The sequence below is a fragment of the Tenacibaculum gallaicum genome, assembly GCF_003387615.1.
Classification (GTDB): Bacteria; Bacteroidota; Bacteroidia; order Flavobacteriales; family Flavobacteriaceae; genus Polaribacter; species Polaribacter gallaicus.
In genome coordinates this window covers 37664-59449 of sequence record NZ_QUNS01000012.1, presented here as the reverse complement: position 1 = coordinate 59449, position 21786 = coordinate 37664, and the positions used below count along the sequence as shown (strand labels likewise).

The following is a 21786-nucleotide window of genomic DNA, read 5'->3' as shown; positions in this document are numbered from 1 at the left end:
GTGTTAAAACTAATTATTTTACAGGAAAATCAAAATAAGTTTTAGGAAAAGGCTCTCCACGTAGTGTAAAGTGCCACCATTCTTTTATATAAGACCTAAAGCCGTATTTTCGCATTGTTTTTTGTAACAATGTCCTGTTCTTTTTTTGCCCATCGGTTAGGTTTTCATACGTGATGTGAGATGATATACCAAAAAAGTCAAATGGGCTTCCCATGTCTAGCTCTTCCCCAGTTTTTAAATTAACAATAGTTAAGTCAACAGTACTTCCTCTTGAATGGCCTGATTTAGAAGCAATGTACCCTTGTTTGAATAAATAACGCTTGTTAACTTCAGGGTAATATTGTTCTTTCATTACGGTGTCATTTAGTACTCTTGCCCATTTTACAAAATGATTTACTGCTGTTTGCGGACGATAAGCATCAAATATTTTTAACCCTAGGTTTTTAGAAGCCAGTTCATCTTGGACTTTTTTTAAAGCTTTGGCGGTAGAAGTTGTTGTTATAAGAATATTTTCTTCATATCCATTGACAGGAACTCCCATAAAGTTGTTGTTATAACAATACCTTAATTCGCCTTGTATTGTTGGAGCAACATCTTTAATGTATGAAAAACCTTTGGGTAAATTCTGAGATTGAATTGCTAAGGAAGGAAGTAAAAATAACGTTAAAATCCATTTCATTGGGTAAAAGTAATAAAATGGATTTTAAGAGTTTCTTTCTTAATGAAAGATTAACTTTATTTATCTAAAAAATCTTGATAAGCATTCTGACTAATAGCTTTCCCTAATGAGTCTAAAGGCTGATAATTCCCTTCCTGTATAACAGGTTTGTTGCTAACATAATCATATACAAAAGTTCCATTTTTAGAAATGGTTCCGAAACCTTTATTAAATACATAATGCACATATTGATTCTCAGAGGTATTAAAAATATTTTTTCCAAATTGAAACTGCTTTGGATTTCCTCCTAACATATCTGTTAAAGTATATGCTAAATCACTTTGAGCACTAAAATTGTCGATAGTAATTCCTGTTTTGTTAAGAGCTCCACCTAACCAAACCATTGGGATTTGAAACCTTTTAGGAGAATTAAAGTATCCTTTGTGTTTGGGTAATGGATGTCCGTGATCAGATAAAATAACAATTAACGTATTATCCCACCAAGGCTGTTTCTTAGCTTCGTTAATAAATTTACCTATAGCCTTGTCTGTATAAGCTTGTGCGCTTCTGTATAAATTTTCTACTGATTTTTTACCAAACTTGTATTTGCCAGGGAATTCGTAAGGTTCGTGACTGGTAAGTGTAAGAGCTATTTCAAAAAAAGGTTCTTTTAGGGTAGGAGCTGATAAGTCTTTCATAAATCGATCTAAAAAGATATGATCGTGAGCTCCCCATTTTGAATTCCAATTTTCTTTATCAAATTCGGTTCCATCTACAATTTTATCTATTTTTCCATTACGTAAGTAGGTAATCATGTTTCCAAAATTACTATCACCACCATAATAAAAGCTAGTATTGTATCCTAGGGTTTTCATTTCCTTAGTAAGAACTGGTAGTTTTCTTGCCTTATATGGAATTTTCATGATGCTTTTTGTTGGCTGAGGATAATAGCCACTTAAAATAGCAGGAACTCCTTTATCTGTTCTGTCTCCATTTCCGTAGAAATTGGTGAATAGAATACCTTCTTTAGCTAGCTTGTTTAGATTTACAGTAACATTAGGTTCGCCGCCTAAAGCACCAACAGCTTTTGCTGAAAGACTTTCCCAAATAAGTATAATAACATTTGGTTTTTGAGTGTTTAAAATAGAGTCTGTATTAGCTGTTAAAAGTTGATTTTTAGTTTTATTGATGATGTTTTTAGCAACATCTTTTTTATAGTGTATATAAGGGTTTTTACCATCCGTTTTATGACTAATCGTATTAGCGAAATTCCAAATAAAATTTACTGCAGCATGATTAGCAAACATATTTTTAGAGAAGTACACATTACTTTGGTTAATAGGAATGTTAGCAAAACCACCTCTCATAGGAATAATTAAGCTAGCAATTAATAGTAAAAATACAGGAGCTTCTAAAAAATGTTTTTTGTTTAATTTGCTAAGAGCTTTGTTTAAAGTCTTGTTGAAGAAGTAAGTAGTAACTATAGAAAGTAATATCCAAGCAAATATTCCACCAACTAACTGTAAAGTACTCACTGAAGCTAGCATAGCTTTAGGAGTGTTGATGTAATTTAAAACTGTAACATCTATACGAACCCCCCAAAATTTATACAAAGACATGTCTGTTAACATAAATAAGTTGATAACCAAAAGGATTGGGAAGGTATATCCTTTAATAATATAACCAATAATTTTCTTAGGAATCCAGATTGAAAGCAAGATGGTTAAAAAAGGAATGGCAGCTAAATAAGCTGCAAAAGAAAAATCTAATTGAATACCGTATAAAAATGTTTTTAAAGTGGTAAAAAAACTTAACTCAGAAGTTTTATCAAAATAATATATTAAAAATAAAAAGCGAGCGAGTAAAAAATATACTACCCACAAAAAATAATATGTAACACTAAAAAGAAATCTGTTTTTAAAGTTAGTCATTGTAGTAAAAAAAGAGATTTATTCTGTAACCTTTAAACGAGCTTTGGCTGTTACAGAAATATCAGAATAATCGTTGTTTAAAAACTTTAAATATCCAGCTATGGAAATCATAGCGGCATTATCGGTGGTATATTCAAATTTAGGAATGTAAGTTGTCCACCCCCAGTGTTTTTCAGCTAAAGTTAAGCGTTTTCGTATTTCTGAATTAGCAGAAACCCCACCAGCAATTGCTATGTGTTTGATGCCAGTTTGTTTTACAGTATTTTTAAGCTTATCCATTAATATTTCAATAATAGTGTATTGAATAGAAGCGCAGATATCGTTAAGATTTTCTTTAATAAAGTTAGGGTTTTCTTTTACATTCCTTTGTACAAAATATAAGATTCCAGTTTTTAATCCACTAAAACTAAATTCTAAATTACCCACTTTAGGTTTGGTAAACTTAAAAGCTTTAGGATTTCCTAATTGAGCATACTTATCAATTAAAGGCCCTCCTGGGTAAGGCAATCCCAATATTTTTGCTGATTTGTCAAAAGCTTCTCCAACCGCATCATCAATCGTTTCACCTAAAATTTCCATTTCAAAATGATTGGTAATTTTTACAATTTGTGTGTGTCCGCCACTAATAGTTAAACAAACAAAAGGAAATGGAGGTATTTTACTTCCTTTTTCATCAATAAAATGAGCTAAAATATGTGCCTGCATGTGGTTCACATCTATTAAAGGAATGTTTAACCCTAAAGCTAAAGATTTAGCAAAAGAAGTACCAACTAATAATGAACCCATTAATCCAGGGCCACGAGTAAAGGCAATAGCATTTAAATTATGTTTAGTTATACCAGCTTGTTCAATAGCTTGTTGTACAACTGGAACAATGTTTTGTTGATGGGCTCTTGAAGCTAGCTCAGGAACCACACCACCGTATTTAGCATGCACTTCTTGGTTTGCAACAACATTACTTAACACTTTTCCGTTACAAATTACTGAAGCACTTGTGTCATCACAAGAACTTTCAATACCTAAAATATAGATGTTTTCTGTACTCAAATCTTTTCGGATTTAGGTTACAAAAATATTGATATTACGTTAGATTTTCGTTAAAAATAAGATTTCTTTAAAATAAGGCAGCATTTTTGCAGTTTGCTGATTACTTTTGTTAAACAGGATTACAAATAAGGGAAGTTATTAAAAGATTAGGGAATATAGTAGGTAGAATAATAAAGTACGCAGTGCTTTTTTTACTCTTGCTTTTTATTTTACTATCATTACCTATTGTACAAAGTCAACTTGCTAAGTATGCAACTAATTGGGTAAATAAAGAATTCAACACCAATATTGTTGTAAAAAAGATTGATTTGTCTTGGTTTGGAAGTGTTCAGTTAAAAGATATTGAGATTAGAGACCACCACAAAGACACATTGATATTTGTAAATAATTTAAGCAGTTCCTTATCAAACGCTAAGCGTGTATTAGAAAATCAAGTAGATTTAGGAGAAGCTTCTTTAAGTGGAGTTCATTTTTATATGAAGACATATAAAGGTGAAAAAAATGATAATATGTCTATTTTCATAGATAGTTTTGAAGATGGAAAACCAAGAGATAGTTTAGCAGCACCGTTTATTCTAAAAAGTGATAAAATTTCCTTAGATGGTTTAACTTTTAAATTACTAGATGAGAATAAAGGAGATCCTCTTGAGTTTGCAGCATATAATGCTGGGGCTGAGTTAAATGATTTTTCAATTGTTGGACCTGATGTTTCTATGAAAATAAGGAACATGTTTTTTACAGGAAATAGAGGAGTAAATGTGTCGAATTTATCCACTGACTTCAAGTATACAAGGTCCTTTATGGATTTTAAGAACACAACATTAGAAACAGATAATAAAACCAAGCTTCAAGCTAAAATTAAGTTTACCTACAACCGAAAAGACTTTGTGAACTTTAATGATAAGGTAAGAATAAAAGCCAAGTTTCAAGAAAGTGTAGTTTCAGTAAAAGATTTAAATAAACTTTACAATGAAATTGGTGGGCATGACTTTCTATATATAAGCGGAGATATTGATGGTGTACTAAATAATTTCAGTGCCAATAATGTGAGAGTACACTCAAAGGGAGGTATGAGAATTATTGGAAACATGGGATTTGTTAATGCTGTTAAAACCAGTAGAGGTTTTGTGTTTGATGCAAACTTGGATAACCTTACGGCAAATTACTATCAATTAAGAAATGTATTACCAAACTTATTAGGAAGAACTTTGCCAACAGAGTTTCAGAGATTAGGTAATTTTACTTTGAATGGAATTGTAAAAGTGACTCCACAGCAAATGGATGCTACGATATCAATAAAGTCTGAAATAGGAACTGCAATTTCTGATCTTCAATTAACAAATATTGATAATATTGATGCAGCAAAATACACAGGCGAGGTTGAATTTAAAAGTTTTGATCTTGGTGTTTTTGCAAATGACCCTGTATTAGGAACTGTTTCACTAAAAGCAGATGTAAATGGTAGTGGGTTTAATGTTGATAATGTTAATACCATAATTATAGGAAAAGTAAGTAGTTTATTTTTTAATGAATATGAGTATAAAAATTTACAGGTAAACGGACAGTTTCAAAATAAAAAGTTTGATGGTTTGCTAAATGCAGAAGATGATAATTTTAAATTAAAATTTGAAGGGTTAGCCGATTTTTCATCAGAAATTAACAAATTTGACTTTATTGCGAATGTTGATAGAATTGATTTGAAAAAAACAAACTTATTCACTCGTGATAGTATCTCTGAGTTAAAAGGGAATATTAACTTAAATATTTCAGGGAATACATTTGATGATATTGTAGGAAAAGCAACTTTTAAAAACCTAGTATACACAAATCAAAAACAGAGTTATCCTTTTAAGAGTTTTGAAGTAAACTCATCTGTAAAAGATAGTATAAAAACGATTGAAGTAAACTCAGAAGATATTGTAAAAGGAAGTGTAAAAGGTAAGTTTTCTTTTGAAGAATTACTGCCAATAACCCAAAACGCTTTAGGTAGCGTATATACGAACTACCGCCCTCACGAAGTGGCACCAAATCAATTTTTAGATTTTGATTTCACAATTTATAATCAAATTATCGATGTGTTTTTACCAAACATTTCAATAGGAAAAAATACAAGATTAAAAGGACGTATTAATTCAGATAAAAACTCACTAAAACTTACATTTGAGTCTCCAGAAATAAATGCATATAAAAATATAATTGAAGGAGTAGTGTTAAGGCTGGATAATAAAAACCCATTATATAACACTCACTTAACAGCAAAAAAAGTCAATACAAAGTATTATAATATTGAAAAGTTAAACCTGTTAAACCGTACTCAAAATGATACATTATTTTTTAAATCGGTTTTTAAAGGAGGGAAAGATTATGGCGAGAGTTTTAATTTAGATTTTTTTTATACAATTAATGAGCTACAAAAATCTGTTGTAGGAATTCAAAAATCGACATTATATTACAAAGGTTTTGATTGGGAAGTAAATCCTAATGATGATAAGAATAATAAAGTGACATTTGATTTGCAAAAAGATGATTTTACAATTAGTCCATTTGTTTTTAAATCAGGAGAACAAAAAATAGATTTTAAAGGAATTGTAAGAGATAGTACCTACAAAGACATACAAGCTAACTTTAATAAAGTAAAACTAGCTAGCTTTTTACCTCCAGTTGATAGTTTAAAATTAGATGGAAAACTAAATGGTACATTAGAGCTCAAACAAGAAAATAAAACAGTAGCTCCTAAAGGGAGTTTGTATGTTGAGGATTTTTATATAAACAATTACTCACAAGGAAATTTAGCGTTGAATGTTACAGGAGATAATTCCTACGAAAAATATGACGTCAACTTATATTTAGAAAGTGAAAACGCAAAAAACATTTCAGCTACAGGAGAAGTTGACTTTTCAAGAGAAAGACCAATTATAGATTTAGATATTTACTTGAAAGAGTATGATATTGGAGCTTTCGGACCGTTAGGAGAAGGTGTCTTATCTAAACTAAGAGGAAAAGTAACAGGAGATTTTACGGCAAAAGGTTATTTAAGAAACCCAGATTTTAACGGAGTTCTAAACTTTGAAAATGCAGGATTAGCTTTTCCGTATTTAAACGTAGATTTTGATTTAAAAGGAAACACGAGCGTAGTTTTAGATAAACAAGAATTTGTTTTTAAAGACATAATATTAGAGGATACAAAATACCTAACACAAGGGGATTTATCAGGAAGTATTGTGCATCAAAATTTCGAAGACTGGTTCTTGAATTTTGATATTAATACTCAAAATTTACTGATTTTAGATACACAAGAAACGGAAGAATCTCAATATTACGGAACTGGGTTCTTAGATGGTGAAGCAAAAATTAGAGGACTTACCAGCTATTTAGATATAGAGGTTAATGGAAAAACAAATAAAGGAACTCTTTTTGTAATTCCGTTAAGTGATGTTAAAACAATAGATAATTATAAGTTAATCCGATTTAAAACAGGAGAAGAAGAAGAGGGATCAAAAGGGAAAGTTATTGGTGATATAAAAGGACTTGATTTAAGACTAGATTTAGCTGTAACAAAAGATGCTGTAGCTCAAGTAGTGATTGATAAAGTTTCGGGAAGTGAATTAAAAGGAAGTGGTGAAGGAAACCTTAGAATTGATATCGATACACGAGGGAAGTTTAATATGTTCGGAGATTTTACGGTAGATAATGGTTTTTACAATTTCAAATATGCAGGAATAACAAAGCCTTTTATAGTGCAAAAAGGAGGAACTATTTCTTGGAATGGGGATCCTTACGAAGCAGATCTGGATATAACAGCAGTATACAGAACAAAAGCAAACCCAGCACAGTTATTAGATAATATCAATTCAAATCGTAAAATCCCAATTGATTTATATACAAAAATTACAGGAGGATTATTTAGTTCAAAACAAGAGTTTGATATTAAAATACCAAATGCAAATTCAACAGTAAGTTCAGAGTTAGAGTTTTTATTAAACGAGAATGATTTAAATACAAAAATGCAACATTTCTCGTTTTTATTAGCTTTTGGTACATTTTATAATGCGGATGCTATTGGTAATAGTGCAAGTTCAGGAATTACAGGTACAGCCTCTGAAATTGCCTCAAGTATTTTAACAAATATGTTAAATAGCGATGGAAACAAATTTCAATTAGGAGTTGGGTATACGCAAGGAGATAGGGGAAATGTTGATAACCTTAATTCGGATGATCAAGTAGATGTGTCAGTATCGACACAGTTAACTGATAGAGTGTTGGTTAATGGTAAAGTAGGGGTGCCAGTAGGAACTAATACACAAACTAGTGTTGTTGGAGAAGTAAAAGTAGAAGTTCTTTTAAATGAAGAAGGTAACTTAAGAGGTACGGTATTTAACCGTCAAAATGAAGTGCAATATTCTACCGAAGAAGAAGGGTATACGCAAGGAATAGGTATCTCATACCAAGTTAATTTTAATAACTTGCGCGACTTAGGAAAAAAAATAGGTTTAAATAAAAAAGCAAAGAAAAAGGAAGTAAAAAAAGATAGCCTTAAACCAAAGAAAAAAGGGCTGATAAACTTTAAATCTAAAGAAAAAAAATAACCAAACTATTTTATGAATAGAACAAGTAAGGATTACCTTGTAATCATGTTAAAAGGAATGGCTATGGGAGCTGCTGATGTTGTTCCAGGTGTTTCAGGAGGTACTATCGCTTTTATTTCAGGGATTTATGAAGAGCTATTAAGTTCTATAAGTAATATCAATATAAAGCTACTTAAAACCTTACAGAAAGAAGGTTTCAAGTCAGCATGGAAACAGGTTAATGGTAATTTCTTAGCATCTCTTTTTATTGGGATTTTTATTAGTATCATCTCGTTAGCAAAAATGATTTCTTGGTTATTAGTAAATCACCCAATTTTAGTATGGTCTTTTTTCTTTGGCTTAGTACTGGCAAGCGTCATTTACATAGCAAAACAGGTAACTCAATGGAATCTTGTTTCAGGAGTTCTGCTAACTTTAGGAGCGATACTTGCTTACTATATAACTACGTTAAATCCACTAGTTTCAGAACATTCATCAATGTCGTTTATGTTTTTAGCAGGCGCTATAGCAATTTGTGCAATGATTTTACCAGGTATTTCAGGGTCTTTTATTTTGGTGTTATTAGGGGCTTATAAACCAGTTTTAGCAGCTGTAAATAACCGTGATTTTACAACTATAACATTTGTTGCTTTAGGGGCAATAGTAGGCTTGCTAACGTTTTCAAGAGTTTTAAAATACTTGTTTTCAAATTATAAAAATTATACGCTAGTTGTGTTAACAGGGTTTATTATAGGTTCATTAAATAAAATCTGGCCATGGAAAAAAGTACTGACTTATAGAACCAATTCTCGTGGAGAACAAGTTCCTTTTAATGAGTTATCTATTTCTCCGTTTTCTTATGATGGAAACCCTCAATTAATGTATGCAGCTGTGTTAGCCTTAATTGGTTTCGGACTTATTTTATTACTAGAAAAAATAGCAGTAAAAAAGCATTAGAAAATAACTAACTTAGCGTTCTAATTAAACAGCATGAGCATGTATAAAGAGCGAACGCTATCACAAAAAATAAATCTTTTTTTTAAAGGATTGATAATGGGAGGAGCTAATAAAGTACCGGGAGTTTCTGGTGGTATGGTGGCTTTTGTGATGGGGTTTTATGAAGAACTTATTTATACTTTTCAAAGAATAAATGGTAAAGCTTTTAAATTGTTGTTTAACGGTCGCTTTAAAAGTTTTGCTAGTTATACCAACTTACAATTTTTAGTATGGGTAATGGCAGGAAGTATGTTTAGCTACTTCAGTATTTCTCTTGTTTTAGATTACTTCTTAAGAAATTACCAACTATATGTATGGTCATGGTTCTTTGGAATGATTATAGGTTCTATTTACTACATATCGAAAGATTTTGGAGACTGGAAACCTAAAACTATTTTAGGATTACTCATAGGAGTTTCAGTAGGAATATCTATTAGTTTTATGACACCAGCAACAGAAAATGACAACTTATGGTTTGTGTTTTTATGCGGGATAATAGGAGTCTCAGGAATGACATTGCCAGGGCTTTCAGGCTCATTTATACTCATATTATTAGGGAACTATGTGATGTTGTTAGTAGATAGTGTAAATGTACTAGGAAATGTAATTACAAATCTATTGTCTGGAAATTTTGAAGTGTTGAATAACCAGATAAAAGTACGTTACTTAAAAATTATTGGAGTTTTTACAGCAGGTTCAGCGTTTGGTCTTGTATCTATTTCACATGTTTTGGGCTATGTTTTAAAAAGATGGCATCAAATTGTAACGGCAATTATCATAGGTTTTATTACAGGGTCATTAGGGGTTGTTTGGCCATGGAAAGAAACTATTTATAAAAAAGAAGAAGGTGTCTTTTTGTTAGATCAAAGCGGAAATAAAATTATAGAAAATTACCAAAGATTTATTCCGAATTTTAACAATCAAGAAACATGGATTTCAATAGGATTCATTATTATTGGAATCGCATTAATATTAATTATTGATTTTTATGACCAAAAAAGAAAATAAGCATTTATATGCTTTAGTAGGAAAGAATATTTCGTACTCATTTTCTCGTGGATACTTTACAGAAAAGTTTGAAAAATTAGATTTAAAAAATCATAAGTATATCAATTTTGATATTCAATCTATACACGAACTTCCTCAAAAAATAAAAGAAAATAAAAAGCAGTTAAAAGGAATGAATGTGACCATTCCATACAAACTAGATGTTTTTAATTTTTTAGATAGAATAGATAAGAAAGCCTTAAAAGTAGGAGCGGTCAATACTATTAAAATTACTAAAAAAGGAAGGTTAAAAGGATATAATACTGATGTGTATGGTTTTAAAAAGTCACTAAAACCATTGTTAAAAAAACATCATAAAAAAGCTTTGATTTTAGGAACAGGAGGTGCTTCAAAAGCAGTAGCCTTTGTGCTTGAAAATTTAGGAGTGAAATACAAATATGTGTCGAGAACTCCCGAAGGAAAAAAACAAATTTCATATCAAGATATTACTAAAGAACTTATTGAGTCATATTTTGTTATTGTAAATTGTACACCGCTAGGCACACATCCAAACGTAGAGAACTGTCCAAATATTCCGTATGAATTTTTGTCAGACAAACACCTGTTATATGACTTAATATACAATCCATCAGAAACTACTTTTTTACGCAAAGGAAAAAAACAGGGAACAACTATAAAAAACGGATTAGAGATGTTAGAGCTTCAAGCAGAGAAAGCTTGGAAAATATGGAACAATAGCTAAAATTTTAAAAACCAAAATAAAATTTGCTATTCTCTAAGAATCCTTATCTTTATAATCTAAATCAAAGGAACTTAAACATTGTAGATATGTTAGAAAATAACGAAGAGAAAGTAGAAAGGCCAATTACAGAAGAGCAAACGAAGACAAATCAAGAAACTGAAAATGCTGTTAATGAGGTTGAAAATGAAGTAGCCAATGAGTCTGAAAAAGCAGATGAAAAGCACGAAATCCCCATGCTTGACTATGCTTCGATGGAGTTAGAGAAATTGGTAGATGAATTAAAAAAAACACTTAAAAGCCACCCAATTCAACAACTAAAATCAAATGTAGATGCTATTAAAACAGCATTTAATTCTAAGTTTGGAGCTTTATTAGCAAAGAAAAAAGAAGCATTTTTAGCTGATGGAGGAAATTCTATAGACTTTCAATTTTCTAGCCCAGTAAAAACAGAATACAATAATTTATTAGGTGAATATAAAGCCAAACGTGATGCATACTATTCTCAGTTAGAAAAACAATTAAAAGAAAACTTAGAAAGAAGAAATAATTTGATTGAAGAATTAAAGTCTTTAATCAAAAATGCTGATCCTAAAACGATGTATAATGATTTTCAAGAAATTCAAAATCGTTGGAAAAGTATAGGAGCAGTGCCAAAAACAAAGTATAACGATACATGGAGAACCTATCATCATCATGTAGAACGTTTTTATGATTTACTACACCTAAATAAAGATTTTAGAGAGTTAGATTTCAAACATAACCTAGAAGAAAAACTGCGATTAATTGAAAGAGCAGAAGCCTTAAACGAAGTAGAAGATGTTAATGTTGCTTTTAAAGAGCTGCAAGAGTTACATCGTATGTGGAAAGAAGATATAGGACCTGTATCAAGAGAGCACAGAGAAGATGTTTGGGGCAGGTTTAGTGAAGCTACTAAGAAAATTCACGACAGACGTCATCAGCACTACAGAGAATTAAAGTCAAAGCATCAAGAAATGATTGATGCAAAATTGGCAGTTGCTGCAGAAATAAGTGCATACGATACATCAAATAATAAAACACATAACGATTGGCAAAAAAGTATTGCAGAAATAGAAAAGCTGCGTAAAAAATACTTTGACATAGGAAAGCTGCCTTATAGTAAAAGTGAAGCAGTTTGGCAAGAATTTAAAGTAGCTACAAAAAAATTCAATACAGCGAAAAATGCTTTTTATAAGGAAGAAAAAAGTTCTCAAAATGAGAATTTAAAGAAGAAGATGGAGCTGGTAGAACTAGCTGAAAGTTTAAAAGAGAGTGAAGATTGGAGCGAAACTACCAATACTATGAAACGTATTCAGGCTGATTGGAAAAAAATAGGACATGTACCTAGAAAGTTTTCTGATGATATTTGGAAGCGTTTTAAAAATGCTTGTAATCATTATTTCGATAGATTGCACGCTCGTAAAAATGAGCAGAATAAAGAGCAGTTAGCTGTAGTAGAAACTAAAAAAGAGTTTATAGAGCAAATTAAAACGGCTGAAATATCTAACGAAGAAGATGTAGAAAAAACGTTAGCTGATTGGAGAGCGTTAGGAGCGTTGCCAAGAAATGCACGCTACTTAGACGAAAAATTCAATAAAGCAATGGATGCTCACCTAGATAAGCTAGATATGAGTAGAATTGATATTGAAATGATGAAGTTTAAAGGTGTTATTGATACATATTTATCACAAGAAGACTACAGAAAACTAGATAGTGAACAGTTCTTTATTAGAAAGAGAATAGATGAAACTGTACGTGAGATGCAACAGTTAGAAAATAATTTAAGTTTTATTTCAAACGCTACAGAAGACAATCCTTTAGTGCAAAATGTTCGTAATGGAATACAAGATTTTAAAGATCAATTAGATCTTTGGCAAGAAAAACTAGATTATTTAAGAAGATTAGATTATTAAGTAATAATATATAGTTAAAGAAAAACTCGAACCAGATAAGGTTCGAGTTTTTTTATGTCTAATTTTTGGTAAGTCTTTTTGCTATGGTAAGTTCAACTATAGATAGAATGATAATGATTGAGACTTCAACTAAAATATAACCCCACCCAATGCTAGTGATTGTTTTAAAATGATAGAATGCTACTCCAATAGAAAGACAACAATATAGCAGATTTAATATGGCAATTCCTTTTAAAAAAGGTTTTAGTTCATTGTATGTTTTTTGATAACTGTAGAAATCATAGATAGTAAAAAATATGGGTAAAACAGCTAGTAAATAAAGTGTTGAAGGTGGAATGCCTATAATACTTTCAAAATTCACCAATACAACTCCTAGTAAAAAAGTAGATATAACAGCTCCTAATCCGTCAATTAAGAACAGTTTTTTAGGGGTAAGTGTAAGGCTTTTTAGTAACTGTTTAATCATAAAAGGTAAAATACAGCTATTTTAAACGGATTTAAAGTTAACATAATAATTCTTGTCAACTTTAATAGAGTCTCCTTTAATAGTTTTTGTTTGCCAATTCTCAGTAGGATGTAATAATTTAGATTTTCCGTTAATAATTACTTTTAAAGGCATGTTAAACCCTTTTACCACATTATCCCAACGATATTTTAAGGTGTTGTTTTTAATTTTGTACTTAAACTCTGGAATTTTCACTGTACGTAAATATTGGTCGAACACTTTACTTAAATCAATTCCTGATTTTTCAATCATATATTTTTCAACCTCTTGTGTAGTTACTGTTTGATGATAAAAATTAGCATTCAATCCACGTAAAATTTGTCGCCATTTTTCATCGTTGTTTATTAACTGACGAATAGTATGTAACATGTTGGCACCTTTGTAGTACATATCGCCAGAACCTTCATTATTTACATCATAATTTCCAATAATTGGAATGTCGTTTTGAATTGCATTTCGAGTTCCAATAACATATGCTGCAGAAGCTTCTTTACCGTAGTAATAATCTAAAAATAAGTTTTCTGAATACGCAGTAAAACTTTCATGAATCCACATATCAGCAATATCTACATTGGTAATATTGTTAGCAAACCATTCATGCCCCGCTTCATGAATAATAATAAAATCAAACTTTAGTCCCCAACCAGTTCCAGATAAATCTCTACCTAAATACCCATTTTTATATTGATTTCCATAGGTAACAGAACTTTGATGTTCCATTCCTAAATACGGAACTTCTACCAGCTTAAAACCATCTTCGTAAAAAGGATATTTACCAAACCAATGTTCAAAAGCTTTCATCATTTTAGGAGCATCTTTAAATTGCTTTTTGGCTTTTTTAAGATTGTCACGTAACACATAATAATTCATGTCTAGCTCTCCATCTTCACCGTTATACTTTTCAGAAAAATGAACATAATCTCCAATATTAACGTTAACACCATAATTATTAATTGGGTTATCAACAAACCAATGATATGTTGTAGTATTATCATTATGTTGTTCGATGTTACGAAGACGTCCGTTAGAAACATCCATTAAGTTTTTAGGTACACGAACGCTAATAGCCATACTATCTACTTCATCATACATATGATCTTTATTTGGCCACCAAATACTGGCACCTAACCCTTGACAAGAAGTTGCTACAAAATGGTTTCCGTTACTGTCTTTTTTCCAAGAAAAACCACCATCCCAAGGAGCTCTGATAGCTTCTTTAGGTTTTCCTTCGTAATATACATCAACAGAATTTATAGCTCCTTCCTTTTGAGGGAGTTTTAGTTGAATAAAATGGGCATTTCCTTCAGAAACAACTTGTAGTTCCTTGTTGTTTTGAGTGACTTTAGTAATTTTTAAAGGAGGTTGTAAATCTATTTGTAAAACTTGATGAGGTTTTAAAACTTTGTATTGTACCGTGTTTTTTCCTTCAATAAATTTTTTATCAGGATTCACAGCTACGTTAAGATGATAATATGTTAAATCCCACCACAATCTTTCAGGAGTAATAGAACCACGTAAAGAATCTTGACGAGTAAACTTTTCAGTATTTGAAAATAAAGATGTGTTTTTTTGAGCTGTTGAAGAAGAACATCCGACAATTAAAATAGCCAAAGATGTCATAAAAACAGATAAAGAAAATGGTTTTTTATACATAGTGTTTATTCTTGAAAGATAAAACGCTAAGATAAGTTTTTAAAGTTTTTTTATTGATGGTAACTTTAAGATATTTGCTTAAAATAAGAACAATGTCAAAAATAGTTTTCATTACAGGAGCTTCTTCAGGAATAGGGAAATCAATAGCTTTATATTTATACGATAGAGGGTTTACAGTTTACGGAACAAGCAGGAACCCTAAAAAAGTGGATGTTCCATTTCAAATGGTGTCGTTAGATGTAACCAATGAAGAATCTATAAAAGAGGCTATAGCAAAAGTGATTAATTTAGAAGGAAAGATAGATGTGTTGATAAATAATGCAGGAAAAGGTATCACAGGTCCAATTGAAGATACTCCGACAGAAGAAATGAAAGATAACTTTAACACAAACTTTTTTGGAGTTATTGATGTTGTTAAAGAAGTGTTACCCCACATGAGAAAACAACAATCGGGAACTATTATTAATACAACCTCAATTGCAGGGTACATGGGGTTACCTTTTAGAGGAATTTATTCTGCAAGTAAAGGAGCATTAGAGTTAGTAACTGAAGCATTGAGTATGGAAGTGAAAAGCTTTGGAATTAACGTGGTGAATGTAGCTCCAGGAGATTTTGCTACGAATATTGCAGCAGGAAGATACCATACACCAGTTTTTGAAAACTCTGCCTACAAAGAAAAATATGCTGAAAACTTAGCTTTGATGGATACTCATGTAGATTCAGGAGCAGACCCAATACTAATGGCGGAAGCTATTTATAAAATCATTGAAAATAAAAATCCTAAAATTCATTATAAAGTAGGTGGATTTATGGAGAAGTTTTCAATTGTGTTAAAAAGAATACTGCCCGATAAAGTTTATGAAAAGCTTCTAATGAATCATTATAAATTGTAAATTCGCAGAAGAATAGTAATTGAAGAAAATTACGGCATATAAAATTGTTTTATAGAGGGTTTAACCCTTTTGAAATACTAAGAATTAGAACACAACTACATAATAAATATACAGATGAAATTTTTTATAGACACAGCTAACTTAGATCAAATTAGAGAGGCGCAAGCTTTAGGTATTTTAGATGGAGTAACAACCAACCCATCATTAATGGCTAAAGAAGGAATAACAGGAGAAGAAAACATAATCAATCACTACAAAGCAATTTGTGAAATTGTTGAAGGTGATGTTTCTGCTGAAGTAATATCTACTGATTTTGATGGAATGATAAAAGAAGGAGAAGCGTTAGCTGCTTTGAATTCTCAAATTGTAGTAAAGTTACCTATGATTAAAGATGGGATTAAAGCATGTAAATATTTTTCTGATAAAGGAATTAAAACCAATGTTACATTAGTGTTTTCAGCTGGTCAAGCATTATTAGCAGCAAAAGCAGGAGCTACGTACGTATCCCCATTTATTGGTCGTTTAGATGATGTTTCTACAGATGGTTTAAACCTAATTGCTGAAATCCGTCAGATTTATGATAACTATATGTTTGAAACACAAATCTTAGCAGCATCTGTACGTCACACAATGCATGTTATTGATTGTGCTAAGATTGGATCTGATGTTATGACTGGGCCATTAAGTGCTATTGAAGGGTTGTTAAAACACCCATTAACTGATATTGGTTTAGCTAAATTCTTAGCAGATTATAAAAAAGGAAACTAACCAACTTAGTTGGAAATAATACAATGTCATTTCGACAGAAGTGAGAAATCTATTTGTTAAAAAAGGTTTTTCGTTTTTTTCGAAATGACATTTTTTAACTTTAAAAGAAATGTTCCCAAAAAAAGAACTCGCGCAATTAGTAATTTCAGCATGTCATCAATTTAATATTGATACCGTTGTTATTTCTCCAGGCTCTCGTAACGCACCGCTTACTATTGGATTTTCAAATCATCCAACAATTGAAGCATTAAGTGTGGTAGATGAGCGTTGTGCAGCCTTTTTCGCAATGGGAATAGCACAGCAAAAACAAAAACCTGTAGCTATTGTATGCTCTTCAGGTTCAGCTTTATTAAATTATTACCCTGCAATAGCAGAAGCTTTTTATAGCCAGATTCCGCTAGTTGTAATTTCAGCAGATAGACCTAAACACTTAATTGATATTGGTGACGGACAAACCATTCGTCAAGAAAATGTATTTGAAAATCATATTTTGTTTTCTGCTAATTTGATTGAGGAAGAAAGTAAGTTGAAAAATAATACCGATTTACTGGTTGAAGCACTACAAACTTCTATAAATAAAAAAGGACCAGTTCATATCAATGTTCCGTTTGACGAACCTTTATATGAAACTGTAGAAGAGCTAAAAGTTTTTGATTTTTCAAACGTTATTTCGAGTGAAGTTGAGAAATCTCATAAGGACTACGAGATACTTTCTTCTATTTGGAATTATTCAACTAAAAAAATGATTTTAGTAGGAAGTAATTTTCCAGATGTTGAACTTCAAAAAATATTAGATGTCTATGCAGAAGATACTTCTGTTTTAGTATTAACAGAAACAACATCAAATGTATATCATCCGAAGTTTATCAATAGTATTGACAAGCTAATATCTAAGTTAACGGAAGAAGAATATAAAAAACTACAACCTGAAGTATTAATTACTTTAGGAGGAATGGTGATTTCTAAAAGAATAAAACAGTTTTTAAGAAAGTTACAACCAAACCATCACTGGCATGTTGATGAGTTAAAAGCAATGGATACTTATCATTGTTTGTCGGAATTTGTACAAACGAATCCTGTAACCTTTTTAAGAGTGCTTTCTGGTAAAAAGAAAGATATTCAAAGTAATTATCAAACAAGGTGGTTACAAGAAAAAGAACTTAGAGCTATAAAACATGAAGAGTACTTAAAAAACTGTGAGTATTCAGATTTAAAATCTTTTGAAGTTATTTTAGATAGTATTTCTGATAACTCACAAGTACAAATTAGTAACAGTTCGATTATTCGATATTCGCAATTGTTTGATGTAAACGCTACATTACAAGTGTTTTGTAACAGGGGAACTAGTGGAATTGATGGAAGTACAAGTACAGCTATTGGAGCTGCATTTGGTTCAAAGAATCAAACAGTATTTATAACAGGAGATTTAAGCTTTTTTTACGATAGTAATGCGTTGTGGAATACTAATACTCCTAAGAATTTTAGAATTATTATTTTGAATAATGCTGGAGGCGGTATTTTTAGATATATCCCAGGTCCACTATCAACGAACGCTACTGAATACTTTGAAACACCACACGGTTTAACAGCCGAACATTTATCAAAAATGTATGGTTTTGAATATGTTCAGGTAAAAGACTTAAAAAGCTTACAAAATAGTTTGACTTCGTTTTATTCAGAATCAAACCAACCAAAAATAATGGAGATTTTTACTCCAAAAGAAATAAATGATGTAGTTTTAAAAAACTATTTTAAAAACGTATAAGATGGAATTAAAAGAAGGTGATAAGGTAGATTTAGTTATTGGTGTACAGACCTCATTAGGGTATACAGTTTTAATTAATGAAGAGTACGAGGGATTGTTGTATAACAATGAGGTTTTTAGTGATGTTGAAGAAGGAATGCGAAAAGTAGGTTACATTAAAAAGATACGTGAAGACGAAAAAATTGATGTATCACTACGTCCACAAGGGTTTGAAAATGTAATTGATTCAGATGTGGAAAAAATATTGATAAAGCTAGAAGATAAAGGGTTTTTACTGTTAACAGATAAAAGCTCTCCTGAATCAATTAAATTTCATTTACAAATGAGTAAAAAAGCATTCAAGAGAGCTGTTGGCAGCTTGTATAAGAGTAAAAAAATAGAATTACAAGAAGACAGAATAGTGTTAAAATAGCCTATTCTTGTTCTTCTTCCTCAATAATTTCCTCATCATTAGTATTATTTTCTTCTTCTGTCTTTTTACCCCCCATTAAATCGTTTACACGTTTAATGTTTTCATAAAAAGCATCGGCGTTAGGGTTAGAAGGATCCATTTTCCCATAAGCAGCTTTATAATAAAAATCAGCTTTTTCGTAGTCTTTCCCTAACTCGTAATATTTACCAATGTAAAAATCACCCATGTGAGAATCAGGGTATTTTATCATTACAAAATCACCTAAAACTCTTAAATAATCACCGTCTTGTCTATCAATAACGATGTCTTCAATAACAAAAATATCATCCAAACGAACATTTAAGTTAGAACCATACAAATATTGAATATCTAAATATTTTTTCTCAACATATTTAATAGCATCTAAAGGAGCTAAATCTTTCACATTAGCCTCAAATTCCTCTTTAGTAATCTTAGAATATAAACTAAACATTTGTGTAAAAGCTCTAGGAATAGTTTCTCCAATCATCGCTAAATAGCTAGGAGAAGATTCAAATTCATCAAAAGTAACATTAAAGTTTTTAGCTTCATATGATGTTAACAAAGTTCTAATTTCACTAAAACGATTGTATTGCTTAGGGTCAATATATTTTTTGTTATTACTTGTGTATACGAAGTAGGTATTATCAATAGAACCCAGCCTGCTAAGAGAATATGATTCTAAAATTGCCGGAGCAAATTGAGGTAAATCAGGTGTAATACATATGTATGAGTTAAAAACAGGCTTTTCATCCTTTAAATAATGAGTAATAAAATTAGCACCCTTTCCTTCACCAACAATTGTCATGAAAGGAGAAGTTCTGTAGTTTCCTTCCATAAAAGGAATCAATTCGTGTTTAATAAAATTAAAAAAATGTACTCCAGAACTTGTTAAAGCATTGTTAGAAGGTATAATAGAAATATCTTTTCCATAAGTATTTTTCATGTCAATCCCTACCACAATTTGTCTCGGAGCTTTATCAACATTAGCATAAAGCTTAGCATTTCCTACATATAAATCAAAAAGGTACTCATCACCTAAAACGATAGCCAAAGGGTAGTTAGTGGTTTCGTCTATATCATATCCTTTAGGAAGGTAGATTTTTATGTTTCTATCTTTTTCTAGCTCTTTCGAATTGACTTTCTGAGTGACAACACTTTGAGAAAAAAGGCTAGTACTAATTAATAAGGTAAATAATAAATATACTTGTTTCATATTGGGGGTTAATTATATCGTTCAAATATAGAAAAGAAAAATAAAGTTATTATGTTATTTTTGTACAACTAATTAACGACAAGATATTAAAATTATGATACAACCTAATTGGATAGTTGCCAAAGAGTATGAAGATATTACTTATAAAAAGTCACACAACGTTGCAAGAATAGCATTTAACAGACCAAATGTACGTAATGCATTTCGACCAAAAACTACTTCAGAGTTATTAAATGCATTCCAAGATGCGCATGAAGACACCAATATTGGAGTTGTGTTATTGTCGGCAGAAGGACCATCAACAAAAGATGGAGTTTGGAGTTTTTGCTCTGGAGGAGATCAAAATGCACGTGGAAACCAAGGGTATGTAGGAGATGATGGTTATCACCGTTTGAATATTTTAGAAGTACAACGTTTAATACGTTTTATGCCAAAGGCAGTGATTTGTGTAGTTCCAGGTTGGGCTGTAGGTGGCGGACATAGTTTACATGTTACTTGTGATTTAACGTTAGCAAGTAAAGAACATGCTATTTTTAAACAAACAGATGCTGATGTAACTTCGTTTGATGCAGGTTACGGTTCAGCATATTTAGCTAAAATGGTAGGACAAAAGAAAGCACGTGAAATCTTTTTCTTAGGAAGGAATTATTCAGCGCAAGAAGCGTATGAAATGGGAATGGTAAATGCCGTAATTCCTCATGACGAGTTAGAGCAAACTGCTTTTGACTGGGCACAAGAAATTTTAGCAAAATCACCAACCTCAATTAAAATGCTAAAGTTTGCAATGAACTTAACGGACGACGGAATGGTAGGTCAACAAGTATTTGCAGGAGAAGTTACACGCTTAGCCTATATGACAGATGAAGCTAAAGAAGGACGTGATGCGTTTTTAGAAAAACGTAAACCTAACTTCCCTAAAACTTGGATACCTTAAACCCACCCTAACCCTCCCAAAGGGAGGGGATTAGTTTGAGTAAATTATAAAAATAAAAGAGTATGATTTTTCCCCTTTGGGGAAATTAAAAGGGGCTTATGAAAATAATTTGTATAGGGCGTAATTACGCAAAACATATAGAAGAATTAGCGAATGAAAAACCAGAAAACCCAGTGGTTTTCTTAAAGCCAGATTCAGCTATTCTTCCAAAGAAAATGCCATTTTTCATTCCACCGTTTTCAAATGATATTCATTACGAGGTAGAAGTATTGGTGAAAATTAATAAGGTTGGAAAACATATTTCTCCAAAATTTGCACACAAATATTATGACACTGTAGGTTTAGGAATTGATTTTACAGCACGTGATGTACAGGCACAGTGTAAAGAGAAAGGATTACCATGGGAAAAAGCAAAAGCTTTTGATGGTAGTGCTGTTGTGGGAGAGTTTTTTCCTAAAGAAGAGTTTAACATAGAAAACTTATCATTTCAATTACAGAAGAATGATGAGGTGGTGCAAGATGGAAATACGTCAAGTATGTTGTGGAAAATTGATGAGTTGATTAGTTATGTGTCGCAATATTTTACCTTAAAAAAAGGAGATATTATTTTTACAGGAACGCCAGCAGGAGTTGGTAAAGTAGCAGGGAATGACATTTTAACAGGAACTATTGAAGGAAAGCAAGCTTTTCAACTAAAAGTAAAATAAAATATATCCCGCTTCGGCGGGATTCTTTTTTAGATAT

General features: G+C 31.2%; 17 protein-coding genes. 11 read left to right on the top strand and 6 right to left on the bottom strand.

The features are described 5' to 3' along the window. Nucleotides 1-13: 13 nt before the first annotated feature. The 3 genes from C7448_RS15025 to tsaD all read right to left on the bottom strand — a co-directional run bounded on the left by C7448_RS15025 (nucleotide 14) and on the right by tsaD (nucleotide 3636). Nucleotides 14-679 (bottom strand): M15 family metallopeptidase, encoded by a 666-nt coding sequence (locus C7448_RS15025; RefSeq protein ID WP_115902229.1) that lies wholly within the window; start codon nucleotides 677-679, stop codon nucleotides 14-16. Between the two features lie 56 nt (nucleotides 680-735). After that, nucleotides 736-2541: an LTA synthase family protein gene (locus C7448_RS15020; RefSeq protein ID WP_245939492.1), complete on the bottom strand. Its 1806-nt coding sequence runs from the start codon at nucleotides 2539-2541 to the stop codon at nucleotides 736-738. A 66-nt stretch (nucleotides 2542-2607) separates the two neighbouring features. Then, on the bottom strand, nucleotides 2608-3636 hold the full coding sequence (gene tsaD, locus C7448_RS15015; RefSeq protein ID WP_115902228.1) for a tRNA (adenosine(37)-N6)-threonylcarbamoyltransferase complex transferase subunit TsaD: 1029 nt from the start codon (nucleotides 3634-3636) through the stop codon (nucleotides 2608-2610). Nucleotides 3637-3818: 182 nt separating this feature from the next. Between tsaD and C7448_RS15010 the strand changes: the two genes are divergently transcribed. From C7448_RS15010 to C7448_RS14990, 5 genes are all read left to right on the top strand, one after another. Continuing rightward, nucleotides 3819-8222, top strand: a complete 4404-nt coding sequence (locus C7448_RS15010; protein ID WP_245939491.1) for a translocation/assembly module TamB domain-containing protein — start codon at nucleotides 3819-3821, stop codon at nucleotides 8220-8222. 12 nt (nucleotides 8223-8234) lie between these two features. Continuing rightward, the gene (locus C7448_RS15005; RefSeq protein WP_115902226.1) at nucleotides 8235-9158 is read left to right on the top strand and encodes a DUF368 domain-containing protein; all 924 of its coding nucleotides are present in this window, start codon (nucleotides 8235-8237) and stop codon (nucleotides 9156-9158) included. Nucleotides 9159-9197: 39 nt separating this feature from the next. Continuing rightward, complete coding sequence (locus C7448_RS15000; RefSeq protein WP_115902225.1) at nucleotides 9198-10205, top strand: DUF368 domain-containing protein; 1008 nt, start codon at nucleotides 9198-9200, stop codon at nucleotides 10203-10205. Then, complete coding sequence (locus tag C7448_RS14995; RefSeq protein ID WP_115902224.1) at nucleotides 10186-10947, top strand: shikimate dehydrogenase family protein; 762 nt, start codon at nucleotides 10186-10188, stop codon at nucleotides 10945-10947. The genes C7448_RS15000 and C7448_RS14995 overlap by 20 nt, the downstream gene beginning before the upstream one ends. A gap of 86 nt (nucleotides 10948-11033) precedes the next feature. Beyond that, nucleotides 11034-12878 (top strand): DUF349 domain-containing protein, encoded by a 1845-nt coding sequence (locus tag C7448_RS14990; RefSeq protein ID WP_115902223.1) that lies wholly within the window; start codon nucleotides 11034-11036, stop codon nucleotides 12876-12878. Between the two features lie 58 nt (nucleotides 12879-12936). Here the strand turns inward: C7448_RS14990 and C7448_RS14985 are convergent, their stop codons facing one another. Further along, complete coding sequence (locus tag C7448_RS14985; RefSeq protein WP_115902222.1) at nucleotides 12937-13344, bottom strand: hypothetical protein; 408 nt, start codon at nucleotides 13342-13344, stop codon at nucleotides 12937-12939. A gap of 21 nt (nucleotides 13345-13365) precedes the next feature. Then, nucleotides 13366-15036, bottom strand: coding sequence for a M1 family metallopeptidase (locus tag C7448_RS14980; RefSeq protein ID WP_245939490.1), 1671 nt, complete (start codon nucleotides 15034-15036; stop codon nucleotides 13366-13368). A gap of 92 nt (nucleotides 15037-15128) precedes the next feature. Here C7448_RS14980 and C7448_RS14975 point away from each other — a divergent pair, with 92 nt between their 5' ends. The 4 genes from C7448_RS14975 (at nucleotide 15129) to C7448_RS14960 (ending at nucleotide 18874) form a co-directional block, all read left to right on the top strand. Continuing rightward, complete coding sequence (locus tag C7448_RS14975) at nucleotides 15129-15929, top strand: SDR family oxidoreductase (protein ID WP_115902221.1); 801 nt, start codon at nucleotides 15129-15131, stop codon at nucleotides 15927-15929. 114 nt (nucleotides 15930-16043) lie between these two features. Further along, the gene (fsa, locus tag C7448_RS14970; protein WP_115902220.1) at nucleotides 16044-16697 is read left to right on the top strand and encodes a fructose-6-phosphate aldolase; all 654 of its coding nucleotides are present in this window, start codon (nucleotides 16044-16046) and stop codon (nucleotides 16695-16697) included. 109 nt (nucleotides 16698-16806) lie between these two features. Continuing rightward, nucleotides 16807-18462: a 2-succinyl-5-enolpyruvyl-6-hydroxy-3-cyclohexene-1-carboxylic-acid synthase gene (menD, locus tag C7448_RS14965; RefSeq protein WP_115902219.1), complete on the top strand. Its 1656-nt coding sequence runs from the start codon at nucleotides 16807-16809 to the stop codon at nucleotides 18460-18462. A 1-nt stretch (nucleotide 18463) separates the two neighbouring features. Then, nucleotides 18464-18874, top strand: a complete 411-nt coding sequence (locus C7448_RS14960; RefSeq protein WP_115902218.1) for a S1 RNA-binding domain-containing protein — start codon at nucleotides 18464-18466, stop codon at nucleotides 18872-18874. A 1-nt stretch (nucleotide 18875) separates the two neighbouring features. Here C7448_RS14960 and C7448_RS14955 read toward each other — a convergent pair whose 3' ends face one another. Beyond that, nucleotides 18876-20108: an alpha/beta hydrolase gene (locus C7448_RS14955; protein ID WP_115902217.1), complete on the bottom strand. Its 1233-nt coding sequence runs from the start codon at nucleotides 20106-20108 to the stop codon at nucleotides 18876-18878. 94 nt (nucleotides 20109-20202) lie between these two features. Here C7448_RS14955 and C7448_RS14950 point away from each other — a divergent pair, with 94 nt between their 5' ends. Both C7448_RS14950 and C7448_RS14945 read left to right on the top strand, forming a co-directional pair. Next, nucleotides 20203-21042 (top strand): 1,4-dihydroxy-2-naphthoyl-CoA synthase, encoded by an 840-nt coding sequence (locus C7448_RS14950; protein ID WP_115902216.1) that lies wholly within the window; start codon nucleotides 20203-20205, stop codon nucleotides 21040-21042. Between the two features lie 98 nt (nucleotides 21043-21140). Next, nucleotides 21141-21749 carry a fumarylacetoacetate hydrolase family protein gene (locus C7448_RS14945; protein WP_115902215.1) on the top strand — a complete coding sequence of 203 codons (609 nt, stop codon included), beginning with the start codon at nucleotides 21141-21143 and terminating at the stop codon, nucleotides 21747-21749. Nucleotides 21750-21786 lie beyond the last annotated feature (37 nt).

Coding starts and splice junctions, on each gene's coding strand:
- C7448_RS15025 (WP_115902229.1), bottom strand. CDS start 679: ATGAAATGGATTTTAACGTTATTTTTACTTCCTTCCTTAGCAATTCAA.
- C7448_RS15005 (WP_115902226.1), top strand. CDS start 8,235: ATGAATAGAACAAGTAAGGATTACCTTGTAATCATGTTAAAAGGAATG.
- C7448_RS15000 (WP_115902225.1), top strand. CDS start 9,198: ATGTATAAAGAGCGAACGCTATCACAAAAAATAAATCTTTTTTTTAAA.
- C7448_RS14995 (WP_115902224.1), top strand. CDS start 10,186: ATGACCAAAAAAGAAAATAAGCATTTATATGCTTTAGTAGGAAAGAAT.
- C7448_RS14990 (WP_115902223.1), top strand. CDS start 11,034: ATGTTAGAAAATAACGAAGAGAAAGTAGAAAGGCCAATTACAGAAGAG.
- C7448_RS14985 (WP_115902222.1), bottom strand. CDS start 13,344: ATGATTAAACAGTTACTAAAAAGCCTTACACTTACCCCTAAAAAACTG.
- C7448_RS14980 (WP_245939490.1), bottom strand. CDS start 15,036: ATGTATAAAAAACCATTTTCTTTATCTGTTTTTATGACATCTTTGGCT.
- C7448_RS14975 (WP_115902221.1), top strand. CDS start 15,129: ATGTCAAAAATAGTTTTCATTACAGGAGCTTCTTCAGGAATAGGGAAA.
- fsa (WP_115902220.1), top strand. CDS start 16,044: ATGAAATTTTTTATAGACACAGCTAACTTAGATCAAATTAGAGAGGCG.
- menD (WP_115902219.1), top strand. CDS start 16,807: ATGTTCCCAAAAAAAGAACTCGCGCAATTAGTAATTTCAGCATGTCAT.
- C7448_RS14960 (WP_115902218.1), top strand. CDS start 18,464: ATGGAATTAAAAGAAGGTGATAAGGTAGATTTAGTTATTGGTGTACAG.
- C7448_RS14955 (WP_115902217.1), bottom strand. CDS start 20,108: ATGAAACAAGTATATTTATTATTTACCTTATTAATTAGTACTAGCCTT.
- C7448_RS14950 (WP_115902216.1), top strand. CDS start 20,203: ATGATACAACCTAATTGGATAGTTGCCAAAGAGTATGAAGATATTACT.
- C7448_RS14945 (WP_115902215.1), top strand. CDS start 21,141: ATGAAAATAATTTGTATAGGGCGTAATTACGCAAAACATATAGAAGAA.